Here is a 23,042-nt window from a genome sequence, read left to right on the forward strand (position 1 = left end):
AGGGCGGTCTATTAAGACCGCCCTTTTTGTTTTGAAAGTATGTGTTTTAGGCTAAAAGCCGTCAGCTACTTCGAATATTTCTGTTGAAGCGCATCTATTATAGCCACATTAGCTGCTGGAAATTCACTAGCTTCTAATGCACTTACTTCAACCCAGCGCGTTTGTTGGTTTTCCTTACCTTCAGGCTCACCGTTAAACGCACTCACAGCATGTACATCAAGCTTAACAAGCTTATCGCCATAATCATGTTCAATGATAAGCAAAGGCTCGCTAGACTGCACTAGAATGCCAATCTCTTCTTGCAACTCTCGGCGCAATGCATCAAGTACAGTTTCATTATCTTCAACTTTACCGCCAGGAAATTCCCACTTGCCGCCTTGATGGGCGTTATCAGCCCGCAGGCTGATAAACACTTGTGTGCCGCGACGTACTACCCCAACGGCAACATGTACAACTTTCATTAGCTTAATTTACCGTGGCACTGCTTGTACTTTTTACCTGAACCACAAGGGCAAGGATCGTTACGACCTACTTTAGGGCCGTCACGTACCTCTGTACGTACCTTATCGCTTGCTGCTTCTGGCGGTGCTTCTGTAGCTGACGCGTTTTCGTGCTCAAATTGCTTAGGCACGTTATCCGCTTGACGACGCTGCTCTTCAACTTTCTCAACGTCTTCTTCAGCTTGTACTTTCACACGTGAAAGAATCGTAATCACTTCAACTTTCAACGCTTCTAGCATTTGTGAAAACAAAGCAAACGACTCGCGCTTGTATTCTTGCTTCGGATTTTTCTGCGCGTAGCTGCGAAGTCCAATACCTTGACGAAGGTGATCCATGGCCGCCAAATGTTCTTTCCAATGGCTGTCTAGGTTTTGTAGCATCACGGCTTTTTCAAACTGACGAAGTACTTGTTCGCCCACTACCGCTTCTTTCTCTTTATAGCTAGCGACTACTTCACCATGAATACGCTCACGAAGCTTTTCTTCATAAAGTTTGTCGTCGCTTTCTAACCAGTTTTGAATAGGCAAGTCTACGGCGAAGTCAGCGCGTAAACGCTCTTCTAACCCTTTCACATCCCACATTTCTTCTAGAGACTGTGGTGGAATATATTCATCAACCACACCGCTTACCACGTCTTCGCGGATTACTGCGATGGTTTCGCTAATGTCGCCTTCATCAAGCAACTCATTGCGCTGCTCATAAATCACTTTACGTTGGTCGTTTGCCACATCATCGTATTCAAGTAGTTGCTTACGAATATCGAAGTTACGACCTTCTACTTTACGTTGGGCGTTTTCGATAGCGCGGGTTACCCATGGGTGTTCAATGGCTTCGCCTTTTTCCATCCCTAAGCGCTTCATCATGTTGCCCATTTTTTCAGAGGCAAAAATACGCATTAGGGCATCATCTAGAGACAAGTAAAAACGGCTTGAACCTGGGTCGCCCTGACGACCTGAACGACCGCGCAGCTGATTATCGATACGGCGAGATTCATGGCGCTCTGTACCAATGATATGCAAACCGCCTGATGCTAGAACGGCGTCATGGCGTACTTTCCACTCAGCCTTAATCTTATCGATTTGTGCTTGAGTAGGGTTTTCAATTTTTTCGACTTCTGCTTGCCAGTTACCACCAAGCACAATATCCGTACCACGTCCCGCCATGTTGGTTGCAATAGTCACTGCACCAGGCTTACCGGCTTGAGCAACAATGTCAGCTTCATGTTCGTGGAACTTAGCGTTAAGTACTTTATGGGGAATTTTGCTTTTCTTCAGTACCCGAGACAACAACTCAGAGTTTTCAATCGATACTGTCCCTACCAAGGTAGGCTGACCGCGCTCAACACACGCTTTAATATCTTCTACGATAGCATCGTATTTTTCTTCTGCAGTTAAGTAAATAAGGTCGGCCTTATCTTTACGCTGCATAGGTTTATTGGTTGGCAATACAACCGTTTCTAGGCTGTAAATATGCTGAAATTCGAACGCTTCCGTATCGGCAGTACCTGTCATACCCGCAAGTTTGTTGTACAAACGGAAGTAATTTTGGAAAGTAATAGATGCTAGGGTTTGGTTCTCATTTTGAATCTTCACACCTTCTTTTGCTTCAACAGCTTGGTGTAAACCTTCAGACCAACGACGACCTTCCATTGTACGACCAGTATGCTCATCAACAATAACGATTTGGTCTTCTTTAACGATGTAATCTACATCTCTTGAGAACAATTTGTGTGCACGAAGGGCAGCATTTATGTGATGAAGTAATGAAATATTACCCGCAGCAAATAACGATTCGCCTTCTGGTAATACGCCTGCACGATGCAAAATTTCTTCTACATGACCCTGGCCACGTTCTGTTAAATGAATTTGTTTCGCTTTAAGGTCGATAGTGTAATCACCGTCGCCTTCTTTGCCTTCTTCATCTTCTTCTTCTTGTTGAACTAATTCAGGGATAACCAAATTAATACGGCGATAAAGTTCAGAGCTGTCTTCTGCTTGGCCTGAAATAATAAGCGGAGTACGGGCTTCATCAATTAGGATCGAATCCACTTCATCCACTACAGCAAAGTTAAGTGGGCGCTGAACGCGGTCTTGCGGGCTAAACGCCATGTTGTCACGCAAATAATCAAAGCCGAATTCGTTGTTTGTACCATAGGTAACGTCAGCTTGGTAAGCGTCACGCTTTTGCTCGTGCGCCATACCAGGTACGTTACAACCTACACGCATACCCAAGAAAGTGAACAGCTGGTTTGCCCATTCAGCATCACGCTTAGCAAGGTAATCATTCACGGTAATAACATGAACACCTTTACCAGACAGAGCGTTTAAATAAGTTGGCAAGGTAGCGGTAAGGGTTTTACCTTCACCGGTACGCATTTCTGAAATTTTACCTTCGTGTAATACCTGGCCGCCTAACATTTGCACGTCGAAGTGGCGCATGCCGTACACACGTTTACTCGCTTCACGTACGGTAGCAAAAGCTTCGTACATGAGATCTTCAAGGCTTTCGCCTTTTTCGATTCGCTGTTTAAACTCAGCCGTTTTTGCTTTTAACGCCTCATCAGAAAGCTGTTCATACTCTGCTTCCAGTGCATTGATGGCATCTACATTTTTTTGTAATTTTTTTAATAGACGGTCGTTTCGGCTACCGAACACTTTTCTAAGGATGCTTGAAAACATTAGCTTGTTATTTCCACTACTTGTCGAGACGCCGCACGGTAAGAGCACAGCTGCGATTAAACGTAAAAGACACTACCTCTAAAGATAATGCCAAGCGATAACTAATTGTTGCGTAAGCTGAACGCTTACTTACCTGGCTGCTGCCGTGTTTATTTTTTATAAACGTATGGCAGAGGATCGATTTGCTTACCGTTTCTTATTACTTCGTAGTGAACATGAACGCCCGTAGAGCGCCCCGTATTACCCATTTTAGCGATAGCTTGACCCTTGGTCACCACGTCGCCTATTGAGACAGATAACGTTTCATTATGCCCATAACGGGTAATAAAACCATCACCATGTTCTATTTCTACTAGATGCCCGTAACCGCTACGTTCGCCCGCCCAGGTAACAATACCTGCTGCAGTAGCTAAAACGTCATCACCCGCTTTACCCGCGAAATCTAAGCCTTTGTGCATAGCTGTTTCACCAGTGAAGGGGTCGGCGCGCATACCATAATAAGATGACAACCATCCCGATGCTATCGGTCGACCAGATAATTGACTCTGCTCATGGATATGGTGACCCCTCACCAAACTTTCAAGCATAGAAAGCTGCTGAGATTTTACGTCGAGAGATTGCTGAAGCTTATTAATCTCGCTGAGTAAGGGATCATCTTGGAGGTTGTCCGGTATCGATACCGGTACGAAAGCGTCCAGGTCAGCCGCTGTCATACCTAATTCTGTTGCTATCTGCTTTCCTTTACCATCGAGCATAGACGCTTGTGCTGAAAGCTCGGCAATATGGGAAATCAAAGTTTGTAATTTAATGGTGGTCTGTTGTTTAAGTGCTTCAACGTCTTGTTGCGTTTCATTCACTTCAGATTGTGCTAGGCGAACCCTAGCTACATCTTCAGACACAGATTCTGTGGAACGACTAGACACTAACATAAATATCGACGACAACACGGTCGCGCTCACCAGCGTACGTACACTGATGCTATGACGATAGCGTTTGTTCTTGCCTGATAGCGTTATTGTTAGCTTCATACCACAAATAGGAAATTTCTGTCGTGCTCAGTGAACTTCTAATACCTGTTTGCTAACAAACATAGACACGGCTGAAGCCGAGCTGAGAAGTAAAAAAGTTATGGCACATTAATTATAATTATATAGATTGCTTACTTTATCATTGTTTAGTCTAAAAGCTAAACGAAAAAAAGCCGCCATGTAGGCGGCTTTTTATATACCGGTTTACGCTAATACTGGTTGAGCGTAACGTATAGGTGCTTCGTCTTGAGAATCGTAGGTTATAAATTCCCAGCAGTCTTTCTGCGCAAGCACGGCGTTCAATAGTTTATTGTTTAAGCCGTGACCTGTTTTGTAAGCGCGCAATTCACCAATAAGGCTATGCCCACCTAAATACAAATCACCAATAGCATCTAAAATTTTATGCTTTAAAAATTCGTCGTCGTAACGTAAACCTTCGGGGTTCAACACGCGAAATTCATCAAGAGCAACCGCATTTTCCATGCTGCCGCCTAACGCTAAGTTGTTAGCATTCATGTATTCAAGGTCGCGCATAAAACCGAAGGTACGTGCACGGCTTACTTCGTTCACATAAGAACATGAATCGAAATCCATGGTCATATGCTGACGAGTTTGGCTGATAACTGGGTGATCGAAGTCAATTTGGAAGTCGACACGGAAACCATCATAAGGCACTAGTTCGGCCCACTTATCGCCATCTTCAACGCGAACGGTTTTCTTAATACGGATAAATCGCTTAAGGGCATTCAACTCTTCTATTCCTGCTGATTGAAGCAAGAATACGAAGGGGCTGGCACTACCATCCATAATAGGCAGCTCGTTGCTATCAACTTCAACAATGATATTGTCGATACCAAGCCCTGCAAGCGCAGATGCCAAATGTTCAACGGTTTGAATTGTCACGCCGTCTTCATTATTCAAACAGGTACACAGCATGGTATTACCCACTGCGTTTGCACGCGATGGAATATCAACATGAGGTTCAAGGTCAACACGCCTAAACACAATTCCCGTGTTTGCAGGCGCAGGCCGGAGAGTCATTGTGACCTTTTCCCCTTTATGAAGCCCAATTCCGGTTTCTTGCACCGGGTGCTTGATTGTACGTTGTCTAATCATCTGCTTATGCTTTTACCTATAAAAAAAGCGGTCGCGAATTATAGTGACTTACCACTCATTTGTCAAAAAATACGCAATTTCGACCATTCGCGAATCCAAAATTTTACGCGCAAGTAGCCACTCTGGTCACTAACCTGGAAAAATTCCAGTTTAAAACCTACCAGACATATAGTGCCCTTAATACCGTTCTGACAACGGTATTTCAGAAAAATTCACTTCAATTTCAGCGAGGTGAATTAGTCTGCTTGCTTACGCAAAAACGCTGGAATGTCTAGATACTCTAAATCATTACCAGGTTGCGCTTCATCTTCAGCTTTAAGTGCTTGGTTGCCTTCAGTACTGCCAACCGATGCTGAACGAGGTTCAGACGCTGTTGTGCTACCGTACTCTTTAGCTGGCGTAGTTAAACGCGAACCTTCTGAGCTTACTAGTGAAATGTCAGGCTTGCGCTCTGCGCCAATACCGGTTGCAACAACCGTTACGCGAAGCTCATCTGTCATTTCCATGTCAATAACGGTACCCACAACCACTGTCGCATTTTCAGAAGCAAATGCTTTAACAGCGTTACCAACAGTTTCAAACTCGTCGATAGCAAAATCTGGGCCGGCTGTGATATTCACAAGAATACCGCGCGCACCTGATAAATCGATATCTTCAAGTAGCGGACTTGCAATTGCTGATTCAGAGGCTTCTTCAGCACGATCTGGACCACTTGCTGAACCACTACCCATCATGGCTTTACCCATCTCAGACATTACTGTACGTACGTCGGCGAAATCCACGTTGATCAATCCAGGGCGAGTAATTAGCTCTGCAATCCCCTGAACAGCACCACGTAATACGTCGTTCGCTGCGCTGAATGCTTGAAGTAAAGGCGTACCTGGCCCCATCACTTTTAACAATTTCTCGTTTGGAATAGTGATAAGTGAATCTACGTTGTTAGCCAGTTCAACAATACCCTGCTCTGCAAACGTAGTACGCTTTTTGCCTTCAAATGGAAATGGCTTGGTAACAACAGCCACAGTAAGAATTCCCATTTCACGAGCAATTTTCGCTACTTCAGGTGCTGCACCCGTACCTGTACCACCACCCATACCAGCGGTGATGAAAACCATATCTGCGCCATCTAATGCCTGGCGAATGGTTTCTCTGTCTTCGTGTGCAGCATCGCGTCCAATGTTAGGATCGGCGCCTGCGCCTAAACCTTTAGTAACACTTGAACCAATTTGTAAGGTAACGTCAGCATTTGAGCTGCGTAGTACCTGCGCGTCGGTGTTTATCGCAATAAACTCCACGCCTTCAATGCTTTGAGACACCATGTGCTCAACTGCATTTCCGCCGCCGCCACCAACGCCGATGACTTTGATTACGGCTTCTTCGCCGTGACTATCCATTAATTCGAACATACTTACTCTCCGGTTGTACGTCTTCTATGCTTCGCTACGACACATAGTCGATTATATGCATCCTGCCAATCGTGATGCCGTAGCTATAGCGACCCCAAAAAATTAAAATTCACCTTTAAACCAGCTTTGCACGCGATGAAATAAACTCTCACCAGGTTTCTGCTTACTGGACTTCTTATTATCTGCTTGCACTTTGCCGTATTGCAGAAGCCCTACGACGGTTGCAAATCCTGCATCATCAACGTATTCAGACAAGCCTTTAACGTTGATTGGATTGCCTACTCTCACAGGCATCTGGAAAATTTCCTCGGCAAATTCAACCGCACCTTCCATTTTGGCGGTACCACCAGTTAGCACTAAGCCGGCGGCAATTTGCTCTTCCAGACCACTGGCACGAATTTCATCATGTACCAGTTCAAAAAGTTCTTGGTATCGAGGCTCAATCACTTCAGCTAGCGTATGTCGCGACATGACTCGCGCGGCACGCCCGCCTACACTGGGCACCTCAATACTTTCTTCCATACTGACCATGTCTTTCAGCGCGCAGGCATAATTAACTTTAATCTCTTCTGCGTTGCTAATTGGCGTACGGAAAATCTTAGCGATGTCGCTGGTAATCTGATTACCGGCAACAGGGATAACAGCGGTATGCCTAATGGCACCATCTGTGTAAATAACGATATCCATGGTGCCACCACCAATATCGACTACACACACGCCTAATTCACGTTCATCGTCCGTTAGCACAGCATAACTTGATGCCAATGCTGAAAATATCAATTGGTCGGCGTTTAGTTCGCAGCGCTCAACACACTTCACTAAATTTTTCGCCATATCGTCTGCACAGGTAATAATGTGTGCATCAGCTTCCATTCTTACGCCTGACATGCCAATTGGGTTCTTAATTCCTTCTTGCACATCAATAGTAAATTCTTGTGGTAAAACATGAAGTAACCTGCGTTCAGCTGCAATAGGAACACTACGTGCTGCGTGAATAACGTTATCTACATCTTCTTGGGTTACTTCTTGGTTGTTAATCGGCACCATACCGTTTTCGTTTTGGCATTTTACGTGACGGCCTGAAATAGACATGAACACTGAAGAAACACGGCAATCTGCCATTAGCTCCATCTCATTTACCGCACGTTGCACCGACTTAACCACAAGGTTTAAGTCATTTACGCCGCCTTTATCCATGCCTTTTGCGGCATGCGTACCGACACCGACAATACTGATTTGATCGTCGTCTAACAGCTCGCCCACCACAGCCTTTACCTGGCTAGTGCCTATATCTAAGCCTACAATTAAATTACGTTCAGCAGGTTTTGACATGGTTTCCTTAACTCTCTTTGTTTGTTGTATCGTTGTTGCTGTTTTCCCAGCCAACCGCGACACCCGTATCGTAACGAAGATCGATATATTTTACCGTCTTCTCTTGCTGCGCAAGTAAGGGATATACATCGATAAAGCGTTGTAACCTATCGATAAATTCCTTGCGCCCTAAATTTAATTCAATACCATTTTCAAGTTGAACTTGCCATGCGAAGCGCTCGCTCAACGACAATTCTTCAATATTCATAGCAGTAGTGGCTAACAGCGCATGCATGGCGTTATACCCTTCAAGCGCGGTCTTCTCGCTACCACCTGGGCCGTATAACCTTGGTAAGGCTAAATCATGCCCATCGGCATTAAACGTATCGCCGTAGGGGTTTAGCAACAAATCTTCGTTCCATTTTGCAACGGGTTGCTGCTCAACCAAATATATCTTTAACGTGTTTGGCCATTTTTTGCGTACCGACGCGCGATACACCCATGGCTGTGCTTCTACCAGTTCAAACACTTCATTCACATCTAGGGCAAAAAAACTGCCCGGTTGTGACTTTCTTATTAGGCGTTCTAGCCTAGTAATATTCACATGTTGGTAATCGCCTGAAAAATCGATTACCTGAACAGGCATTTGCTGTTCATCTTGCATATAACCGTTGGCCTTAACAACGCCAAACACTAATGCCGCGATAACAAACAATAAGAACACTACACCGCCCCACAAAGACGCTTTGTCTTTAGCTGGCTTATTGTTTACGGTGCTCGTCTTACTTGTCATTGCGCTTTATGCTCTGCTGTCAGGGTCGAAACTGGTGGCCAATATTGCCAGAACCAGTTCATCAAAACTTAACCCTGCCACTTTAGCCGCTTTAGGCACCAAGCTCTTTTCCGTCATTCCTGGCACCGTATTCGCTTCAAGCAAATAAAAATGCCCATCACCATCTTGCATCACATCAATGCGACCCCAGCCAGAGCCAGAAATAGAATCGAATGCCTGCGTCGATAGCTGAGCAAGATGTGCTTCTTGCTCGTCAGACAAACCACTTGGACAAAAATACTCTGTGGTATCGTCTTGGTACTTTGCAGCGTAATCATAAAACGTATGTGGAGTAGACATGCGAATAGACGGCAATGCCTGCCCCTGAATTACTGAAACCGTAAACTCAGGGCCTTTAATGTATTGCTCTAACAGGACCTGGTTGTCATAGTTAAAGGCGTCCTGTATGGCATTTTCGAGTTGTTCAGCGCTTGTCACTCTCGCCATGCCAATACTCGACCCTTCTCGGGCCGGTTTTACCATGACTTCATTCCCCAACTTTTCCATTATAGCGCTGCACTTACCAGCTTCAAAGCGCCTTTTATCAGCAATTTCATATTTAGCAGTAGGTAAGCCAAGGCTTTGCCATACTTGCTTGGTGTGAATTTTGTCCATCGCCAAGGCAGAACCTAAAACCGGCGTTCCCGTATAGGGAATTTTAAGCAGTTGTAGTGCCCCTTGCATTGATCCATCTTCACCACCTCGACCGTGTAACATGATAAGTACTCGGTCAACTTTTTCGCTGATTAAATCAGTAAGTGGTCGCTCTGCCGGATCGAAAGCTATAGCGTTTACATTTTCTCGTAAAAGCGCTGCAAGCACCGCGTTTCCTGAGTTTAGCGACACGTCACGTTCGGCAGAGTCGCCGCCAAACATGACCGCCACTTTTCCAAATTCGGCAGCATCATATTTTTTTACGTTGCTAAAAAGACTCATGCATCGCTCTCCTGATGCAGCACTTTTGGCTCCATCTCACGGCTGGCGAGCAACTTAGCAATTTGACCAATGTTTCCAGCGCCTTGGGTCATCACGATATCGCCCTCTACCAAAATATTGGCAAGAATGGCGGGAAGCGCTTCTTTACCGCCTACGTAAACGGGCTCAATTTGGCCACGTTGACGGATAGAACGACACAAAGATTTACTATCAGCACCTTCAATAGGTTGTTCACTGGCCGGATAAACGTCTAACAATAGCAATACATCTACCGTAGAAAGCACGTTAACAAAGTCTTCGTACAAATCACGAGTACGAGTAAACCGGTGTGGTTGATACACCATCACTAAACGATTCTCGGGCCAATTAGCCCTCGCTGCCGCTATCGTGGCTTTCACTTCTGTAGGGTGATGACCATAATCGTCAACCAAGGTAACATTGCCAACACTGGTTTTAAAATCGCCAAGCACTTCAAACCGACGTCCGATACCACCAAAGCTCGCCAATGCAGTCACTATGGAGTCATCATCAATACCTTCATCCGTTGCCACAGCAATGGCTGCCAACGCATTTAGCACATTGTGGTTACCGGTAAGGTTTAATGTCACCTTCAAAGGCTCACGCTCTGGCCGTATAACGGTGAAATTAGCTTGCCCGAATGACAAGGTAATATCCTGGGCACGTACATCGTTGTGCGCTTCAAAGCCATAAGTAATGATACTGCGGCCAATACGGGGGCTAACCTCTTGTATGTTGGCGTCGTCGCCACACACAATTGCCTGCCCGTAAAATGGCAAATTACTCAAAAACTCAACAAAAGTGTCTTTCACTTTCGAGAAGTCACCGCCATAGGTATCCATATGGTCAGCTTCAATATTCGTAACTACCGACACCATAGGCTGCAAGTGTAAGAACGATGCATCACTTTCATCGGCTTCAGCAATTAAATAACGGCTTCTGCCTAAACGTGCGTTAGTACCCGCACTATTTAACAAGCCACCAATCACAAACGTGGGGTCGTACTGCGCTTGTGCAAAAATGGTAGAGATCAAACTGGTTGTTGTGGTTTTACCATGGGTTCCTGCCACGGCTATACCATGACGAAAACGCATTAATTCCGCTAACATCTCCGCACGACGTATAATTGGAATACGCTGTTCTCTGGCGGTAATAATCTCTGGGTTAGCTTCGTTAATGGCACTAGAAACCACAATCACATCCATACCATCAACGTTTTCGGCTTTATGACCTATCTTTACATCCACGCCCAAATCATTAAGGCGCTGAGTCATAGGCCCTGAATTTATGTCAGAGCCAGCAATGTCGTAACCTTCATTAAGCAGTACTTCAGCAATACCGCCCATACCCGCACCGCCAATGCCGATAAAAAATATTTTCTTCACCCTGCGCATTTGCGGGCTCTCAAATGGGGTCTTAAAAACCATTATTCCCCTACTCCTACTACTGCCATGCAATGGCTTACTACTTGTTCAGTGGCGTGAGTACTGGCGTGCTGCCTTGCTACTTCACCCATTTTTAGGCAATCGCTAGGGTGTGTTACCCAGTGCCGAACCGCCTGCCTTAAATTGTCTTTTAATGCTGACTGCGCAATCATAATGGCTGCGCCATGCTTCACTAACGATTGCGCATTTTTTGTTTGATGATCGTCTACCGCGTGTGGCAGAGGTACAAACAATGCTGCCCTGCCCGCTGCCGCCACTTCCGCAACGGTGAGCGCGCCCGCTCTGCAAATCACAAAATCAGCCCACTCGTAGGCCGCTGCCATATCATCAATAAAGTCGCTGACTTCAACGGGATTAGCCGAACCTGCATAAAGCGCTTCTACCGACGCTTTATTGCCTTTCCCACATTGATGGCGAATAGACAAACCGTCCAGCGCCGCGCATGTGGCAGGCACAGTATCATTAAGTACTTTGGCACCCAAACTTCCGCCAACAACCAGAAGGTTAAGTTTACCCTTTACTGTTTCGTCTGAAACTGCTTCTTTAGGGTTAACTTGCCAAATTTCGTCTCGCACAGGGTTGCCAACGGTGTGCACTTTAAAAGCAACTTTAGCAAACTGCGGCTTTGCGTCGTCAAACCCGAGTAACACCCGCGTGGCAATATTAGCCAATAACTTATTGGTCATGCCCGCGGCCGCATTTTGCTCGTGAATAACCACGGGGATGCCTAACGATTTGGCAGCAACACCCCCAGGGCCACTGGCGTAACCACCAAACCCAAGCACTAAATCTGGTTGCACCCGTTTAATAATACGGCGAGCCGAAAACAAACTTTTTATTAATGCTATACCGCCCGATAATTTGGCTTTTAGCCCTTTACCTCGAATACCTTTCACTGGAATAAAGTGAATGGGAATACCATGCTTGGGCACAACGTCGGCTTCCATTCGCTCTGCGGTGCCAAGCCATTCTATTTCCCAACCCGCTGATTGCAGCGCGTGAGCCACGGCTAACCCAGGGAAAACATGCCCCCCAGTACCACCAGCCATAATTAAGCAACGCTTACTCACTCGACGCCTCCTTAGATACACGGGCTAAAATAGCTTTAATGCCGGCTTTGCCTTCGTCTTCAGGAGAAACTGTATTGGATGCTTTTTTTGAACCAACGTCTTTTGTTTTAGCTACTGGCGCGTCTTCGCTACTCTCATGCATATCAGGAGCGTTCACATCAGATGCTTTCAGATCAGGGGCTTGGTTGTAATCCGCCTCGGCATCAGCGAACGGTTCAGCATTGGTATGTTTCGTTCTTACTGCCGGCTTAGCCGCTGATTTAGCTGAAGGCTTTGCCTTTGCTTTGCTGGTTCTCTTATTGTCGCCACGTCCTAACGCTTGAACTCCGTCTACGCGAAGTTCAAAATCGATACGCAACAATAAAGCCACCGCCACCGACATAACAATAAGCGATGAACCACCGTAACTAACTAATGGCAGCGTTAACCCTTTAGTAGGCAGAATACCTGCACTTGCACCAATATTCACCGCGGTTTGGAAACTGAACCAAATCCCTACGCTGTAAGCTAAATACCCTTCGAATGGGCGTGATTTCAATAAGGCTTTGTTCCCTATTTGTAACGCACGCACCACCATCCATAATATTAAGCCAAGTACCGCAAGCACACCCACAAAGCCAAGCTCTTCAGCTAAAATGGCCATCACAAAATCGGTATGGGCTTCAGGTAAGAACTCTAACTTTTGTAGGCTATTACCTAAACCTTGGCCAAACCAATTACCTCGGCCATAAGCCATTAGCGATTGGGTAAGCTGATACCCCGCGCCGAATGGGTCGGCCCAAGGATCAAGAAACGAGGTTACCCGCTTCATGCGGTATTCTTCAAACACGATAAGGGCAACAACGGCCAACACGCCCGCAAACACCAACGCAAAGAACTGCCATAAGCGAGCACCCGCTAAAAATAACAGCCCAATGGTGGTGGCAAACATTACTACCACAGTACCCAAATCGGGTTGTAGCAGCAGTAACATGGCTAATGCGAAGAACACCACTAATGGCTTTATAAACCCTTTTAAATTTTCCGTTACTTCTTCATAACGCCGAACTAGGTAGCCGGCCAAGTAAGTGAAGAAGAAAAGCTTGGCAGGCTCAGCCGCTTGAATGGTAATGGGGCCTAGTGCCAACCAACGGGTACTTCCGTTTACGGTACGCCCAACAAGCAGCACTGCCACCAATAGCCCAATCGCCGCTAATAACAGATAAGGGTTTGCCGTGCGCCAAAACTGCATAGGAAGTTCTAGTACCACCATAGCAGCAATAATTGCCCCCACAATGTAAATACCGTGACGAATAGCAAAGTAAAAAGGATTATCGTGAATTCTCTCAGCAACAGGCATTGAAGCTGATGTCACTATGATAATACCAATCGTCATTAGGGCTAACGCAACAATGATTAAGCCAATATCGTAAGGGCTTTGAAGGTTTTGTTCGTCATGACGAGCCGCAAACAACGCACTTAATTTAGTGTCGGCTTGCGACGTATCTTTTGTTTTTAACGCGCGATTTGCTTGGGGAGCGTTTGCAGTCGTCATCATGATGGCAAACCTCCCGCTTCTTTCACTGCGCCAGCGTCACTTTCAAATTTTACCTTTTCGGTAATATGTGTAACTGCATCAGTAAATACTTGTGCACGGTGCATATAGTTTTTAAACATGTCGATACTGGCACACGCTGGGGATAGCAAGACGATATCGCCGTTACCAGCACGTAAGTTAGCAGCCAATACCGCCTTCTCCATTGAAGCCACTATTGTGGTGTCTCTAAAAACAGCGCTGAATTTTTCTGCGTCTTTGCCTAGCGCAATCACTTCACCAACACTTTCATCTAGCGCTGGTTTTAATGCACTTAAATCTGCACCTTTGCTATCACCACCGGCAATGAGGATAATTTTTCCATTGGTAGTAGGAGCTAGCCCTTGAATAGCAGCGATAGTGGCACCCACGTTGGTAGCCTTTGAATCATCTATCCACTTCACGCCATTAATGTTGGCAATTTGTACGCAGCGGTGCGGCGCTGAAGTGAAGCTAGCCACTGCACGTGCGGCTGTATTAAGCAGGGCTGGTTTATTCAATGAAGTACTAAACGCTTGGCATAATGCCAGCGACGCCATCACGTTAAGCACATTGTGCATGCCAGCCAATCGAATATCGGCGGTATTAAGCAGCGCTTCACCGTTGAAGGTTATAACGCCTTCGCGTAAACCAAAGCCGGTATCGCTAATATCAAGGCCATAGGTGATAGTGTTTTCACAATTTGAAGTTGGCGTAACCTGCTTGTCGCCGCGCCAAACTACTGCGGTATTACAATGACTAAAAATACGCTGTTTGGCAGCTATGTATTGCTGCATATCGCCGTGTCTATCTAAATGGTCATCGCTAACATTCAAAATCGATGCGGCGTTCAACTTCAAGCTAGAAGTCGTTTCAAGCTGAAAACTGGAAAGCTCTAAAACAATGACATCCAAAGAAGAAGACTGAGTTTCAAGCTCTGCCATGGATTCTGGAAGGGTTTCAAGTACTGGGCGCCCTACATTACCCGCCTCACACACCTCGTACCCACAAGCTTTCAGCATATGCGTTGTTAGCAGGGTAACCGTGGTTTTACCATTTGAACCAGTTATTCCTATGGTTGGCGTATTGTTAAGACGTGCAAACAATTCCACGTCGCCAATAACTTCAACACCACAGGCTTTTGCGTGTTCCACTTGTTCAATGTTAAGCGGTAAGCCTGGGCTTAGTACCAAGGTATCAACGCCTGCAAAGAAGTCACGAGGTAATGTCCCAGTGGTTACGCAGATATTTAATGGTGCTGACACATTGAAAGTATCGCGGGTATCAAAGGCCTTAACCTTCGCCCCTTGCTGTTTTAGAAAACGCACGCAAGCCTGACCTGTTACTCCCAGGCCGCCTACCACATAAGAATGTGCACGTACGTTATATGTCATTATCTAAGTTTCAACGTTGCCAGCCCAACAAGGACTAAAATGATAGAAATGATCCAGAAGCGCACAATAACTCGCGGCTCCGGCCAACCTTTTAATTCGTAATGGTGATGAATAGGTGCCATTCTAAAAATACGTTGTCCACGCAACTTAAATGAACCCACTTGCAAAATGACCGATAAGGTTTCTACTACAAACACACCACCCATAATAATCAGTACAATTTCTTGGCGAACTAATACGGCTAGTACGCCCAATGTGCCACCTAATGCCAATGAACCTACATCGCCCATGAAGACTTGTGCTGGATAGGTGTTAAACCATAAAAATCCTAGCCCAGCACCAACAATGGCCGTACACACAATAACCAACTCACTGGTAAGGGGAATATGCGGAATATTAAGGTAATCGGCGAAATTCGCGTTCCCAGTTACATAAGCAAAAATAGCGAAAGCACCTGCCACTAAAATAGTCGGCACGATGGCTAATCCATCAAGGCCGTCGGTTAGGTTGACTGCGTTACTTGTGCCCACAATGGCAAAGTAAGTAATAATGATAAAAAAGGCGCCTAGTTGCGGAAACACTTCTTTAAAGAAAGGGATAAGCAATGAGGTTTCAGCACTTAATGTGGCACTGCTATATAGGAAGAAAGCTACCCCAATGGCTACCACCGATTGCCAGAAATACTTCCAGCGCGCAATCAAGCCTTTTGAGTCTTTACGGATCACTTTGCGATAGTCATCCACAAACCCGATAATGCCGTACGACACCACTACGGCTAAGGTCACTAAGACGTAGCGGTTACTTAAATCTGCCCACAATAAGACACTCACTACTATAGCCGCTAAAATCAATAAGCCACCCATAGTAGGTGTACCCGATTTAGATAAATGACTTTGCGGGCCATCATCACGTACAGTTTGTCCTATCTGCATGGTTTGCAAATAACGAATCATTTTAGGGCCAATTAAAATAGCAATGAGCAACGCCGTTAGCGTACTTAAAATCGCTCTTAGGGTAAGGTATGAAAATACGTTAAACCCAGTATCAAATTGTGTCAGCCAGTCAGCTAGCCAAATTAACATGCAATACGCTCCCGACGGCGTTCAAACTTTCCCAGCGAAGAGGCCTCGATCGCCTCTACCACGCGTTCCATACGAGAACTGCGTGAGCCTTTTACTAAAATTGAAATATCTTGTTGTTCTACTTGTAAGTCTTGCTCTAACGCACTCACCAAACTGTCGATGTCGGTAAAATGCTCGCCGTTTTTTCCAGGTGCCGCGTCAAAAACCGCGCTGGCCGACTGACTTAACACACCAAATGAATACAGGTAATCGATACCTTTACTTAGTGCGTAATTACCTACCTGCTCATGATAGAAACGCGCTTTTTCGCCGAGTTCTTTCATGTCGCCCAGTATCAAAACATTAATGCCAGAGAAGGTACTTAGTGTATCGATAGCCGCATTCACAGAAGCAACGTTGGCGTTGTAAGTGTCATCAAGCAAACGTACTTGGCTACCTAATGTCTTAACATTCAAGCGCCCTTTCACTTGCTTCATCGCAAGCAAACCGTCGCGTACGTTCTCAAGGGTGGCACCCAATTGCATAGTAAGGGCCGCAGCAACTAGCGCATTCCCCACATTATGGATACCCGGAATTGTTAATTGAATAGCAGCTTCACCTTCGTTGCTACACAACTGAAATGCTGCGCAACCATCAAGACCTACAATGATATCTTCTGCTGTGAAGTCGGCTTCGTTCTTTTGCATTGGCGAGAAAGTTAATACCCGCTTTTGCTTGAGCTTGCCTTGCCAGAAATCGGCAAATTGGCTGTCTACATTAACGATGGCAGTGCCGCTATCGCCTAAGCCTTTAAAGATTTCGCTTTTTGCACGAGCTACACCTAACAAACTCCCAAACCCTTCAAGGTGAGAAGCAGCAGCATTTACAATAGTGGCGACATCAGGCTTAACCAGATTAGTGGTGTACGCAATTTCACCTAGATGGTTTGCACCTAATTCCATCACCGCGTATTCGTGGTGGTGTTCTAGGCGAAGTAAGGTAAGCGGAACCCCAATATCATTGTTGAAATTTCCGTTTGTGGCGAGTACTGAACCGCGACGCTCAAGGATAGCCGCACACATTTCTTTCACGGTAGTTTTACCGCTACTTCCTGTGATAGCGATGGTTTTAGGTGCTATTTCACGTTTTACGGCAGCGCCTAAAAGGCCTAAAGCCAGTTTAGTGTCTTCAACATACACCACAGGAATGGAAACATTCACAGGTTCGCTGGCAATAATTGCGCTCGCCCCTGCATTTTCTGCGCTTTTCGCAAATTCATGGCCGTTAAAATTTTCGCCTTTTAGTGCAAGGTAGACAGAGCCCGAATCTATGGTTCGCGTGTCTGTACTTACCGCACTGACTTCACAATCTTGTCCGTCAAGTTTGCCGTCAATTTGGCTGGCTATCCACGACAGTGTTGTAGTTATCATTTTTTGTACTCCTGCTGTAGTCGCGCCACAACTGTACGTTCGTTATAGTCTGTCTGTTGGGTACCAATAATTTGGTAATCTTCATGGCCTTTACCGGCCACTATAATAATGTCGTTCTCATCTGCACTATCTAAGCAATAGCGAATAGCGCTTTCTCTGTCTGCTTCTTCAACTGCGTCATTAGGGCGTTGCAAGCCCGCCTTAATATCGCTAGCAATACTTTCTGGCGACTCGCTACGACTGTTGTCAGTGGTAATGACAATTACGTCAGCATGCTGTTCAGCCGCCGCGCCCATTAAGGGACGCTTGCCTTTATCGCGATCGCCACCACACCCAAACACGCACCACACTTTGCCGGCAGTATGTGTTTTAGCGCTTTTCAGCACTTGTTCTAACGCGTCTGGCGTGTGCGCATAATCAACAATTACGCTGGCACTACCCCCAACGGGGAACACTTCCATTCTTCCCGGTACAGGTTGCAAACCATTCACTACCCGCACTACATTTTCAAAGCGTTCGCCCTGCGCCAATAAACATGAAATAGCGCTTAGCGTATTGCTCACGTTAAACGAGCCAAACAATGCCAATTCAATAGGTGCTGTGCCCCATGAAGAAACAAGGTCGAATCGAATTCCTGAAGAATGGTATGAAACATTTGTGGCGAAACAATGGCGATCTTGTGGTTGTTTGTGCGTGGCTAAAACATCATCAGTAGGTTCAAACCCTGTCCATACTCGTGTCACTCTCGGCTTACTAATTGCTATTTCTTCTGAGCTTCCATCTTTAGCTGCATTAGCGTCTAAGTAGTCAGCCCAATTCTGGCTTTCACTGTCGTTTACATTCAATACAACAGCTTCAAGGCCAGGTTGATCTAACAACAAACGTTTTGCCTTAGCGTACTCTTCCATGGTGCCGTGATAATCAAGATGGTCTCGCGTTAAGTTGGTGAATACTGCAATATCCGTTTTCACTTGGCTTAACCGGCCTTGCACTAATGCATGAGAGCTGGCTTCAAACGCCGTATGTCGCACTTCGCATTGCACAAACTCTGCCAACACGTACTGCAAACGAATAGCATTAGGGGTGGTATTAGCCGCGGCGGTCGTAACCCATTGGGTATTTTCACCTTCATATACGCTACTGCCAAGAGTGCCAACGCTTGCACTGCGCGTACCTAGCGCATCTTTTAACTGGGTAAGCAATTGAACTGTCGAGGTTTTTCCGTTAGTTCCCGTTACCGCCACTGTCATCATTTTCAAAGCGGGGTAATCGTAAAATGCAGCCGCCAATGCCGATAGCATGCTAGGTAATTGATATAGCGAAATAATTACCGAATGGTCGCGCATTTCCATTTGGCCATGGGCTTGACTGTCGTCAGTTTGCGCCAGAATGACACGCGCGCCTAAACTAATTGCCTGTGGTATGAAATCTCTTCCGTCACGCTCATGACCTTTAACCGCTACAAATGCTGTTTTTGTGTTCACATCACGGCTATCTAAAGTTAGGCCTTCAATACGAATATCTGGCGCGTCTATGCCAAACTTTGCTAACAGCGCACGCGTACTTTGAATAAAGGAATTAACTACCACTGTTGCCTCCTTTCAGCCATGCGCCTGACGTCACGTGCTTGTCATCGGGAGTTACATTTAACATGTGTAAAGCACCGCCCATGATTGACGAAAACACAGGTGCTGCAGTGTCACCGGCGTGATACAAATCACCACCAGGCTCGTTAATAAGCACAATAGTGACAAGTCTTGGGTCGGAAACAGGGGCAATACCAGCAAAGATATTCACATACTCTTCGCCATAACCACCTGCCACAGCCTTACGACTGGTACCTGTTTTTCCTGCCACACGGTAACCTGGAACGGCCGCTTTTTTCGCTGTACCGCCTCGCTGGGTTACGCTTTCCATCATTTGGACTATGGCTTTTGCATTCTCTTCACTGATAACCCGTTCAGGCTGACCTTGCCATCCGGTTTGCTGTGGCGACTTAATAATATTCAGTGGCTGCTTGATACCGCCATTCGCCAATGTGGCGTATAACCGCCCAAGTTGCGCAGTGGTTACCGATATCCCATAGCCAAATGACAAGGTGGCAAGTTCGAATTCAGACCAACGGCTTCGGTCGTAGAAGATACCACTGCTTTCACCGGCCATATTTAGGCCAGTATCTGACATCAACCCAATGTTGTAATAGGTGTCGAGTAGAAATTGCTTAGGCACAGACAGCGCTAATTTCGAAGTACCCATATTGCTTGAATGCTGAATAATTTCTTCAAGGGTAAGCTCGCCATAGTTACGCGAGTCTTTAACTAAGCTTCCGCCTAGGCGCATCCAACCAGGGTTGGTATCTACGACATCCTCCGCTCCTACTTCACCAAATTCCATAGCAGTTAGTACCGCTAACGGCTTTAACGCAGAGCCTGGCTCGAATGCATCCGTAATGACGCGGTTACGCATGCGGTGGGGTGAAATATTACTGCGATCGTTAGGGTTAAAAGACGGCGCATTTACCATGGCCAGTACATCGCCCGTTTTTACATCAATCACCACTGCCGAGGCAGAACTGGATTGATAGTAAATCATGGCTTCTTTAATTTCTTTGTACGCTAACGCTTGAATACGTTGGTCGATAGTCAGTTGCAGATTACCCGCATCCTCACCCGTGGTGGTTTCTAAAATCTCTACCTGACGACCTTTGGCATCTCGACGAATTTTGCGGGAACCTGGCGTACCAGTAAGCCACTCATCGTACATACGCTCTAGGCCTTCAACACCTGTATCATCAACATCGGTAACACCGATTAATTGAGCCGACACTTCACCGGTAGGATAATAACGACGACTTTCGCGGCGTAAGTAAATACCTGGAATATCAAGTTTATCAACATACTCGGCCATGGCAGGAGACACTTGACGCTGCAAGTACACAAAACGGCGTTTAGGATTGCTCACTTTTTCTTGTAAGCTATCTACCGACTGGCCTAGTACGTCGGCCAGTGCTTGCCAACGACGTGGCTCAGCAAGGCCATCGTTCTCATGAATAATTTTAGGATCGGCATAAATGGCTCGAACCGGCACGCTAACGGCTAGCTCAACCCCATTTCTGTCTGTGACCAGTCCGCGATAGGTAGGCATGTTGCGCGTACGCAAGGTACGGCTATCGCCTTGTTGGATAAGTTCATCAGGCTCAATAACTTGAATAAACGCCGCGCGGGCAGCCAGTGCCGCAAAAACCGAGATAACCACGATAAGCACAACCACAAAGCGCCAGTGCACCAAGCTTGGTGTGACGTTTTGTTTTGCTCCGCTCGCTTTGCGGCTACGTTTAACGGTAGACGTGGTCATTTAAGCCTCACTACCACTTCGTCATCGGCTGTAGGACGGTACATATCAAGTTGCTTTTCAACCAAGGTTTCAATGCGGTTATGTTCGGTAAGCGCACGTTGTTCTAGCACTAAGTTGCGCCATTCAACATCGAGCTCATCTTTCTGTTGCATCAGGTCTTCAAGGGCAATAACTTGCTGACGATTTTGGTGGCTACCAAGAATAACCGCCATGCCACTAAGCAGAACCGCTAAATACAACAAAACCCGCAACTTGTTGCGGGTTAAATCTGACACAATAATCAGCAGTAAACTGAAGTTTGTATTTGCCCTATCAGGCTTACCTAACGTCATAGCTTTTCGGCCACCCTTAACACGGAACTGCGTGAGCGAACGTTGTTCGCAATCTCCAATTCAGAGGGTTTTATGGCACGGCTTAACGCTTTTAATACTTTATCGGCATCTATTTCAGCTTGGGTTATGGGCAAATTATGCGGTACTGATTTGCCTTTGCTTTGGTCTTTTATAAAGCGTTTTACGAGTCGGTCTTCCAAAGAATGAAACGAAATAACCGCCAAGCGTCCTTCTTTTGCTAACACTTGAGTCGCTGCTTTTAGGCCTATTCGCAACTGCTCTAGCTCAGCATTAATGTAAATTCGGATACCTTGGAATGCACGTGTAGCTGGGTGTTTAAACTTATCTTTTACTGGTACGGCTTCATCAATAAGTGCGGCTAACTGAGCAGTACGGGTAATAGGCGTGGTTTCGCGAGTATTTACAATGGCGTGCGCGATGCGTTTACCAAACTTCTCTTCACCAAACTCTTTAATTACTTGGGTAATGTCTTGTTCTTCAGCGCGGGCTAGCCAATCGGCTGCACTTTCACCGCGTGAGGTGTCCATACGCATATCTAGCGGGCCGTCGCGAAGGAAACTAAAGCCACGTTCGGCATCATCAAGTTGAGGAGACGAAACACCCAAGTCCATTAATACGCCGTCAATCTTTCCGGTTAAACCCAAGGCTTCAATTTCTTCGGCCATGTCGCCAAAAGGAGAATGAATAATACGGAAGCGGCTGTCATCGGCAAAACGCTTAGCCGCCTCTATAGCCTGTGGGTCGCGATCAAACGCAATTAAGCTACCATCGCTACCCAACGCATCAAGAATATGCGCAGAATGGCCTCCACGACCGAATGTGGCATCAATGTAGATACCGTTAGGTTTGATAGCTAGGGCTTCTATACACTCGTCGAGTAACACAGAAACATGCTTGAATTCGTTAGATTGGCTCATAAGGAAAAGTCCTGTAAACGTTCGGTGAGTTCAAATTCGCCTTTGCGTTCGGTATCCATATCAAGCTCAACTTGTTCAGCCCATACTTCGGCATCCCAAATTTCAAACTTATTCAACTGACCAACTAACATGACTTCTTTTGATAGGTGAGCATGAAGGCGTAGCGGAGTAGGAAGCAGAATTCGTCCGCTTTTATCCATTTCACCTTCAGTAGCATGGCCGAGTAATAAACGCTGCATGCGTCTTTCCGCTGGAATCATGCTTGAGAACTTAATGAGTTTAAGCTCAATTTCTTCCCATTCGGGAAGTGGGTAAAGCAGCAAACAACTTTGCTGTGTATCGACCGTACAGACCAGCTGTCCATTACAATCATCCAGCAGCGACTGCCGATACTTTGTTGGTATCGCTAGTCTGCCTTTTGTATCCAGATTGATTGCGTTAGCGCCGCGGAACATTCCCCTAGCCTTCTATATTTTGCTCTTGGTTTTCTTGTTTTTTTGAGTACTGATCTGCAAAACAATGATGGTTCGATCCACTATTCGCCACATTTACCCACTGATTGACAGTTTAGGTATCATTGATCCCCACTGTCAAGCTAAAAAGCACAGTGAAGGCCACGTATTTACTGGCTTTGAACTGTG

General features: G+C 46.0%; 19 protein-coding genes. All 19 read right to left on the bottom strand.

Going from position 1 to position 23,042, the window contains the following annotated elements; genetic code table 11:
• Window positions 1-65: 65 nt before the first annotated feature.
• On the bottom strand, window positions 66-461 hold the full coding sequence (gene mutT / locus C7Y69_RS18570) for an 8-oxo-dGTP diphosphatase MutT (RefSeq protein WP_126873775.1): 396 nt from the start codon (window positions 459-461) through the stop codon (window positions 66-68).
• Window positions 461-3,178, bottom strand: a complete 2,718-nt coding sequence (gene secA / locus C7Y69_RS18575) for a preprotein translocase subunit SecA (protein ID WP_126873776.1) — start codon at window positions 3,176-3,178, stop codon at window positions 461-463. Before secA ends, mutT begins: the two co-directional genes overlap by 1 nt.
• Before the next feature lie 149 nt (window positions 3,179-3,327).
• A complete protein-coding gene (locus tag C7Y69_RS18580) occupies window positions 3,328-4,206 on the bottom strand; it encodes a M23 family metallopeptidase (RefSeq protein WP_126873777.1) in 879 nt (292 codons plus the stop codon).
• A gap of 204 nt (window positions 4,207-4,410) precedes the next feature.
• Complete coding sequence (lpxC, locus tag C7Y69_RS18585; protein WP_126873778.1) at window positions 4,411-5,322, bottom strand: UDP-3-O-acyl-N-acetylglucosamine deacetylase; 912 nt, start codon at window positions 5,320-5,322, stop codon at window positions 4,411-4,413.
• Window positions 5,323-5,558: 236 nt separating this feature from the next.
• Window positions 5,559-6,728, bottom strand: coding sequence for a cell division protein FtsZ (ftsZ, locus tag C7Y69_RS18590; protein ID WP_013782942.1), 1,170 nt, complete (start codon window positions 6,726-6,728; stop codon window positions 5,559-5,561).
• 102 nt (window positions 6,729-6,830) lie between these two features.
• The gene (gene ftsA / locus C7Y69_RS18595) at window positions 6,831-8,060 is read right to left on the bottom strand and encodes a cell division protein FtsA (RefSeq protein ID WP_013782941.1); all 1,230 of its coding nucleotides are present in this window, start codon (window positions 8,058-8,060) and stop codon (window positions 6,831-6,833) included.
• 7 nt (window positions 8,061-8,067) lie between these two features.
• A complete protein-coding gene (locus C7Y69_RS18600) occupies window positions 8,068-8,832 on the bottom strand; it encodes a cell division protein FtsQ/DivIB (protein ID WP_126873779.1) in 765 nt (254 codons plus the stop codon).
• Window positions 8,833-8,838: 6 nt separating this feature from the next.
• Complete coding sequence (locus C7Y69_RS18605) at window positions 8,839-9,807, bottom strand: D-alanine--D-alanine ligase (RefSeq protein WP_013782939.1); 969 nt, start codon at window positions 9,805-9,807, stop codon at window positions 8,839-8,841.
• Window positions 9,804-11,252, bottom strand: coding sequence for a UDP-N-acetylmuramate--L-alanine ligase (murC, locus tag C7Y69_RS18610; protein ID WP_126873780.1), 1,449 nt, complete (start codon window positions 11,250-11,252; stop codon window positions 9,804-9,806). Before murC ends, C7Y69_RS18605 begins: the two co-directional genes overlap by 4 nt.
• Window positions 11,252-12,340 (bottom strand): undecaprenyldiphospho-muramoylpentapeptide beta-N-acetylglucosaminyltransferase, encoded by a 1,089-nt coding sequence (gene murG, locus C7Y69_RS18615; protein WP_126873781.1) that lies wholly within the window; start codon window positions 12,338-12,340, stop codon window positions 11,252-11,254. Before murG ends, murC begins: the two co-directional genes overlap by 1 nt.
• Window positions 12,333-13,874, bottom strand: coding sequence for a cell division protein FtsW (gene ftsW, locus C7Y69_RS18620; RefSeq protein WP_126873798.1), 1,542 nt, complete (start codon window positions 13,872-13,874; stop codon window positions 12,333-12,335). Before ftsW ends, murG begins: the two co-directional genes overlap by 8 nt.
• Window positions 13,874-15,286, bottom strand: coding sequence for a UDP-N-acetylmuramoyl-L-alanine--D-glutamate ligase (murD, locus tag C7Y69_RS18625; protein ID WP_126873782.1), 1,413 nt, complete (start codon window positions 15,284-15,286; stop codon window positions 13,874-13,876). Before murD ends, ftsW begins: the two co-directional genes overlap by 1 nt.
• Window positions 15,286-16,368 carry a phospho-N-acetylmuramoyl-pentapeptide-transferase gene (mraY, locus tag C7Y69_RS18630; protein WP_057789946.1) on the bottom strand — a complete coding sequence of 361 codons (1,083 nt, stop codon included), beginning with the start codon at window positions 16,366-16,368 and terminating at the stop codon, window positions 15,286-15,288. Before mraY ends, murD begins: the two co-directional genes overlap by 1 nt.
• Window positions 16,362-17,777: a UDP-N-acetylmuramoyl-tripeptide--D-alanyl-D-alanine ligase gene (murF, locus tag C7Y69_RS18635; RefSeq protein ID WP_126873783.1), complete on the bottom strand. Its 1,416-nt coding sequence runs from the start codon at window positions 17,775-17,777 to the stop codon at window positions 16,362-16,364. Before murF ends, mraY begins: the two co-directional genes overlap by 7 nt.
• Entirely contained in the window at window positions 17,774-19,366 is a 1,593-nt protein-coding gene (locus C7Y69_RS18640; protein ID WP_013782932.1) for a UDP-N-acetylmuramoyl-L-alanyl-D-glutamate--2,6-diaminopimelate ligase, read from the bottom strand. Before C7Y69_RS18640 ends, murF begins: the two co-directional genes overlap by 4 nt.
• The gene (locus tag C7Y69_RS18645) at window positions 19,356-21,131 is read right to left on the bottom strand and encodes a peptidoglycan glycosyltransferase FtsI (protein WP_013782931.1); all 1,776 of its coding nucleotides are present in this window, start codon (window positions 21,129-21,131) and stop codon (window positions 19,356-19,358) included. The genes C7Y69_RS18640 and C7Y69_RS18645 overlap by 11 nt, the downstream gene beginning before the upstream one ends.
• Window positions 21,128-21,463 carry a cell division protein FtsL gene (ftsL, locus tag C7Y69_RS18650; RefSeq protein ID WP_013782930.1) on the bottom strand — a complete coding sequence of 112 codons (336 nt, stop codon included), beginning with the start codon at window positions 21,461-21,463 and terminating at the stop codon, window positions 21,128-21,130. Before ftsL ends, C7Y69_RS18645 begins: the two co-directional genes overlap by 4 nt.
• Window positions 21,460-22,401, bottom strand: coding sequence for a 16S rRNA (cytosine(1402)-N(4))-methyltransferase RsmH (gene rsmH / locus C7Y69_RS18655; RefSeq protein ID WP_062088014.1), 942 nt, complete (start codon window positions 22,399-22,401; stop codon window positions 21,460-21,462). Before rsmH ends, ftsL begins: the two co-directional genes overlap by 4 nt.
• The gene (mraZ, locus tag C7Y69_RS18660) at window positions 22,398-22,856 is read right to left on the bottom strand and encodes a division/cell wall cluster transcriptional repressor MraZ (RefSeq protein ID WP_057789935.1); all 459 of its coding nucleotides are present in this window, start codon (window positions 22,854-22,856) and stop codon (window positions 22,398-22,400) included. Before mraZ ends, rsmH begins: the two co-directional genes overlap by 4 nt.
• Window positions 22,857-23,042 lie beyond the last annotated feature (186 nt).

The sequence above is a fragment of the Alteromonas sp. KS69 genome (assembly GCF_003989595.1).
In the GTDB taxonomy this organism is placed as follows: Bacteria; Pseudomonadota; Gammaproteobacteria; order Enterobacterales; family Alteromonadaceae; genus Alteromonas; species Alteromonas naphthalenivorans.

Bases quoted from the DNA above. Each gene is read 5' to 3' on its own strand.
- mutT (WP_126873775.1), bottom strand. From the start codon at position 461: ATGAAAGTTGTACATGTTGCCGTTGGGGTAGTACGTCGCGGCACACAA.
- secA (WP_126873776.1), bottom strand. From the start codon at position 3,178: ATGTTTTCAAGCATCCTTAGAAAAGTGTTCGGTAGCCGAAACGACCGT.
- C7Y69_RS18580 (WP_126873777.1), bottom strand. From the start codon at position 4,206: ATGAAGCTAACAATAACGCTATCAGGCAAGAACAAACGCTATCGTCAT.
- lpxC (WP_126873778.1), bottom strand. From the start codon at position 5,322: ATGATTAGACAACGTACAATCAAGCACCCGGTGCAAGAAACCGGAATT.
- ftsZ (WP_013782942.1), bottom strand. From the start codon at position 6,728: ATGTTCGAATTAATGGATAGTCACGGCGAAGAAGCCGTAATCAAAGTC.
- ftsA (WP_013782941.1), bottom strand. From the start codon at position 8,060: ATGTCAAAACCTGCTGAACGTAATTTAATTGTAGGCTTAGATATAGGC.
- C7Y69_RS18600 (WP_126873779.1), bottom strand. From the start codon at position 8,832: ATGACAAGTAAGACGAGCACCGTAAACAATAAGCCAGCTAAAGACAAA.
- C7Y69_RS18605 (WP_013782939.1), bottom strand. From the start codon at position 9,807: ATGAGTCTTTTTAGCAACGTAAAAAAATATGATGCTGCCGAATTTGGA.
- murC (WP_126873780.1), bottom strand. From the start codon at position 11,252: ATGGTTTTTAAGACCCCATTTGAGAGCCCGCAAATGCGCAGGGTGAAG.
- ftsW (WP_126873798.1), bottom strand. From the start codon at position 13,874: ATGACGACTGCAAACGCTCCCCAAGCAAATCGCGCGTTAAAAACAAAA.
- murD (WP_126873782.1), bottom strand. From the start codon at position 15,286: ATGACATATAACGTACGTGCACATTCTTATGTGGTAGGCGGCCTGGGA.
- mraY (WP_057789946.1), bottom strand. From the start codon at position 16,368: ATGTTAATTTGGCTAGCTGACTGGCTGACACAATTTGATACTGGGTTT.
- murF (WP_126873783.1), bottom strand. From the start codon at position 17,777: ATGATAACTACAACACTGTCGTGGATAGCCAGCCAAATTGACGGCAAA.
- C7Y69_RS18645 (WP_013782931.1), bottom strand. From the start codon at position 21,131: ATGACCACGTCTACCGTTAAACGTAGCCGCAAAGCGAGCGGAGCAAAA.
- ftsL (WP_013782930.1), bottom strand. From the start codon at position 21,463: ATGACGTTAGGTAAGCCTGATAGGGCAAATACAAACTTCAGTTTACTG.
- rsmH (WP_062088014.1), bottom strand. From the start codon at position 22,401: ATGAGCCAATCTAACGAATTCAAGCATGTTTCTGTGTTACTCGACGAG.
- mraZ (WP_057789935.1), bottom strand. From the start codon at position 22,856: ATGTTCCGCGGCGCTAACGCAATCAATCTGGATACAAAAGGCAGACTA.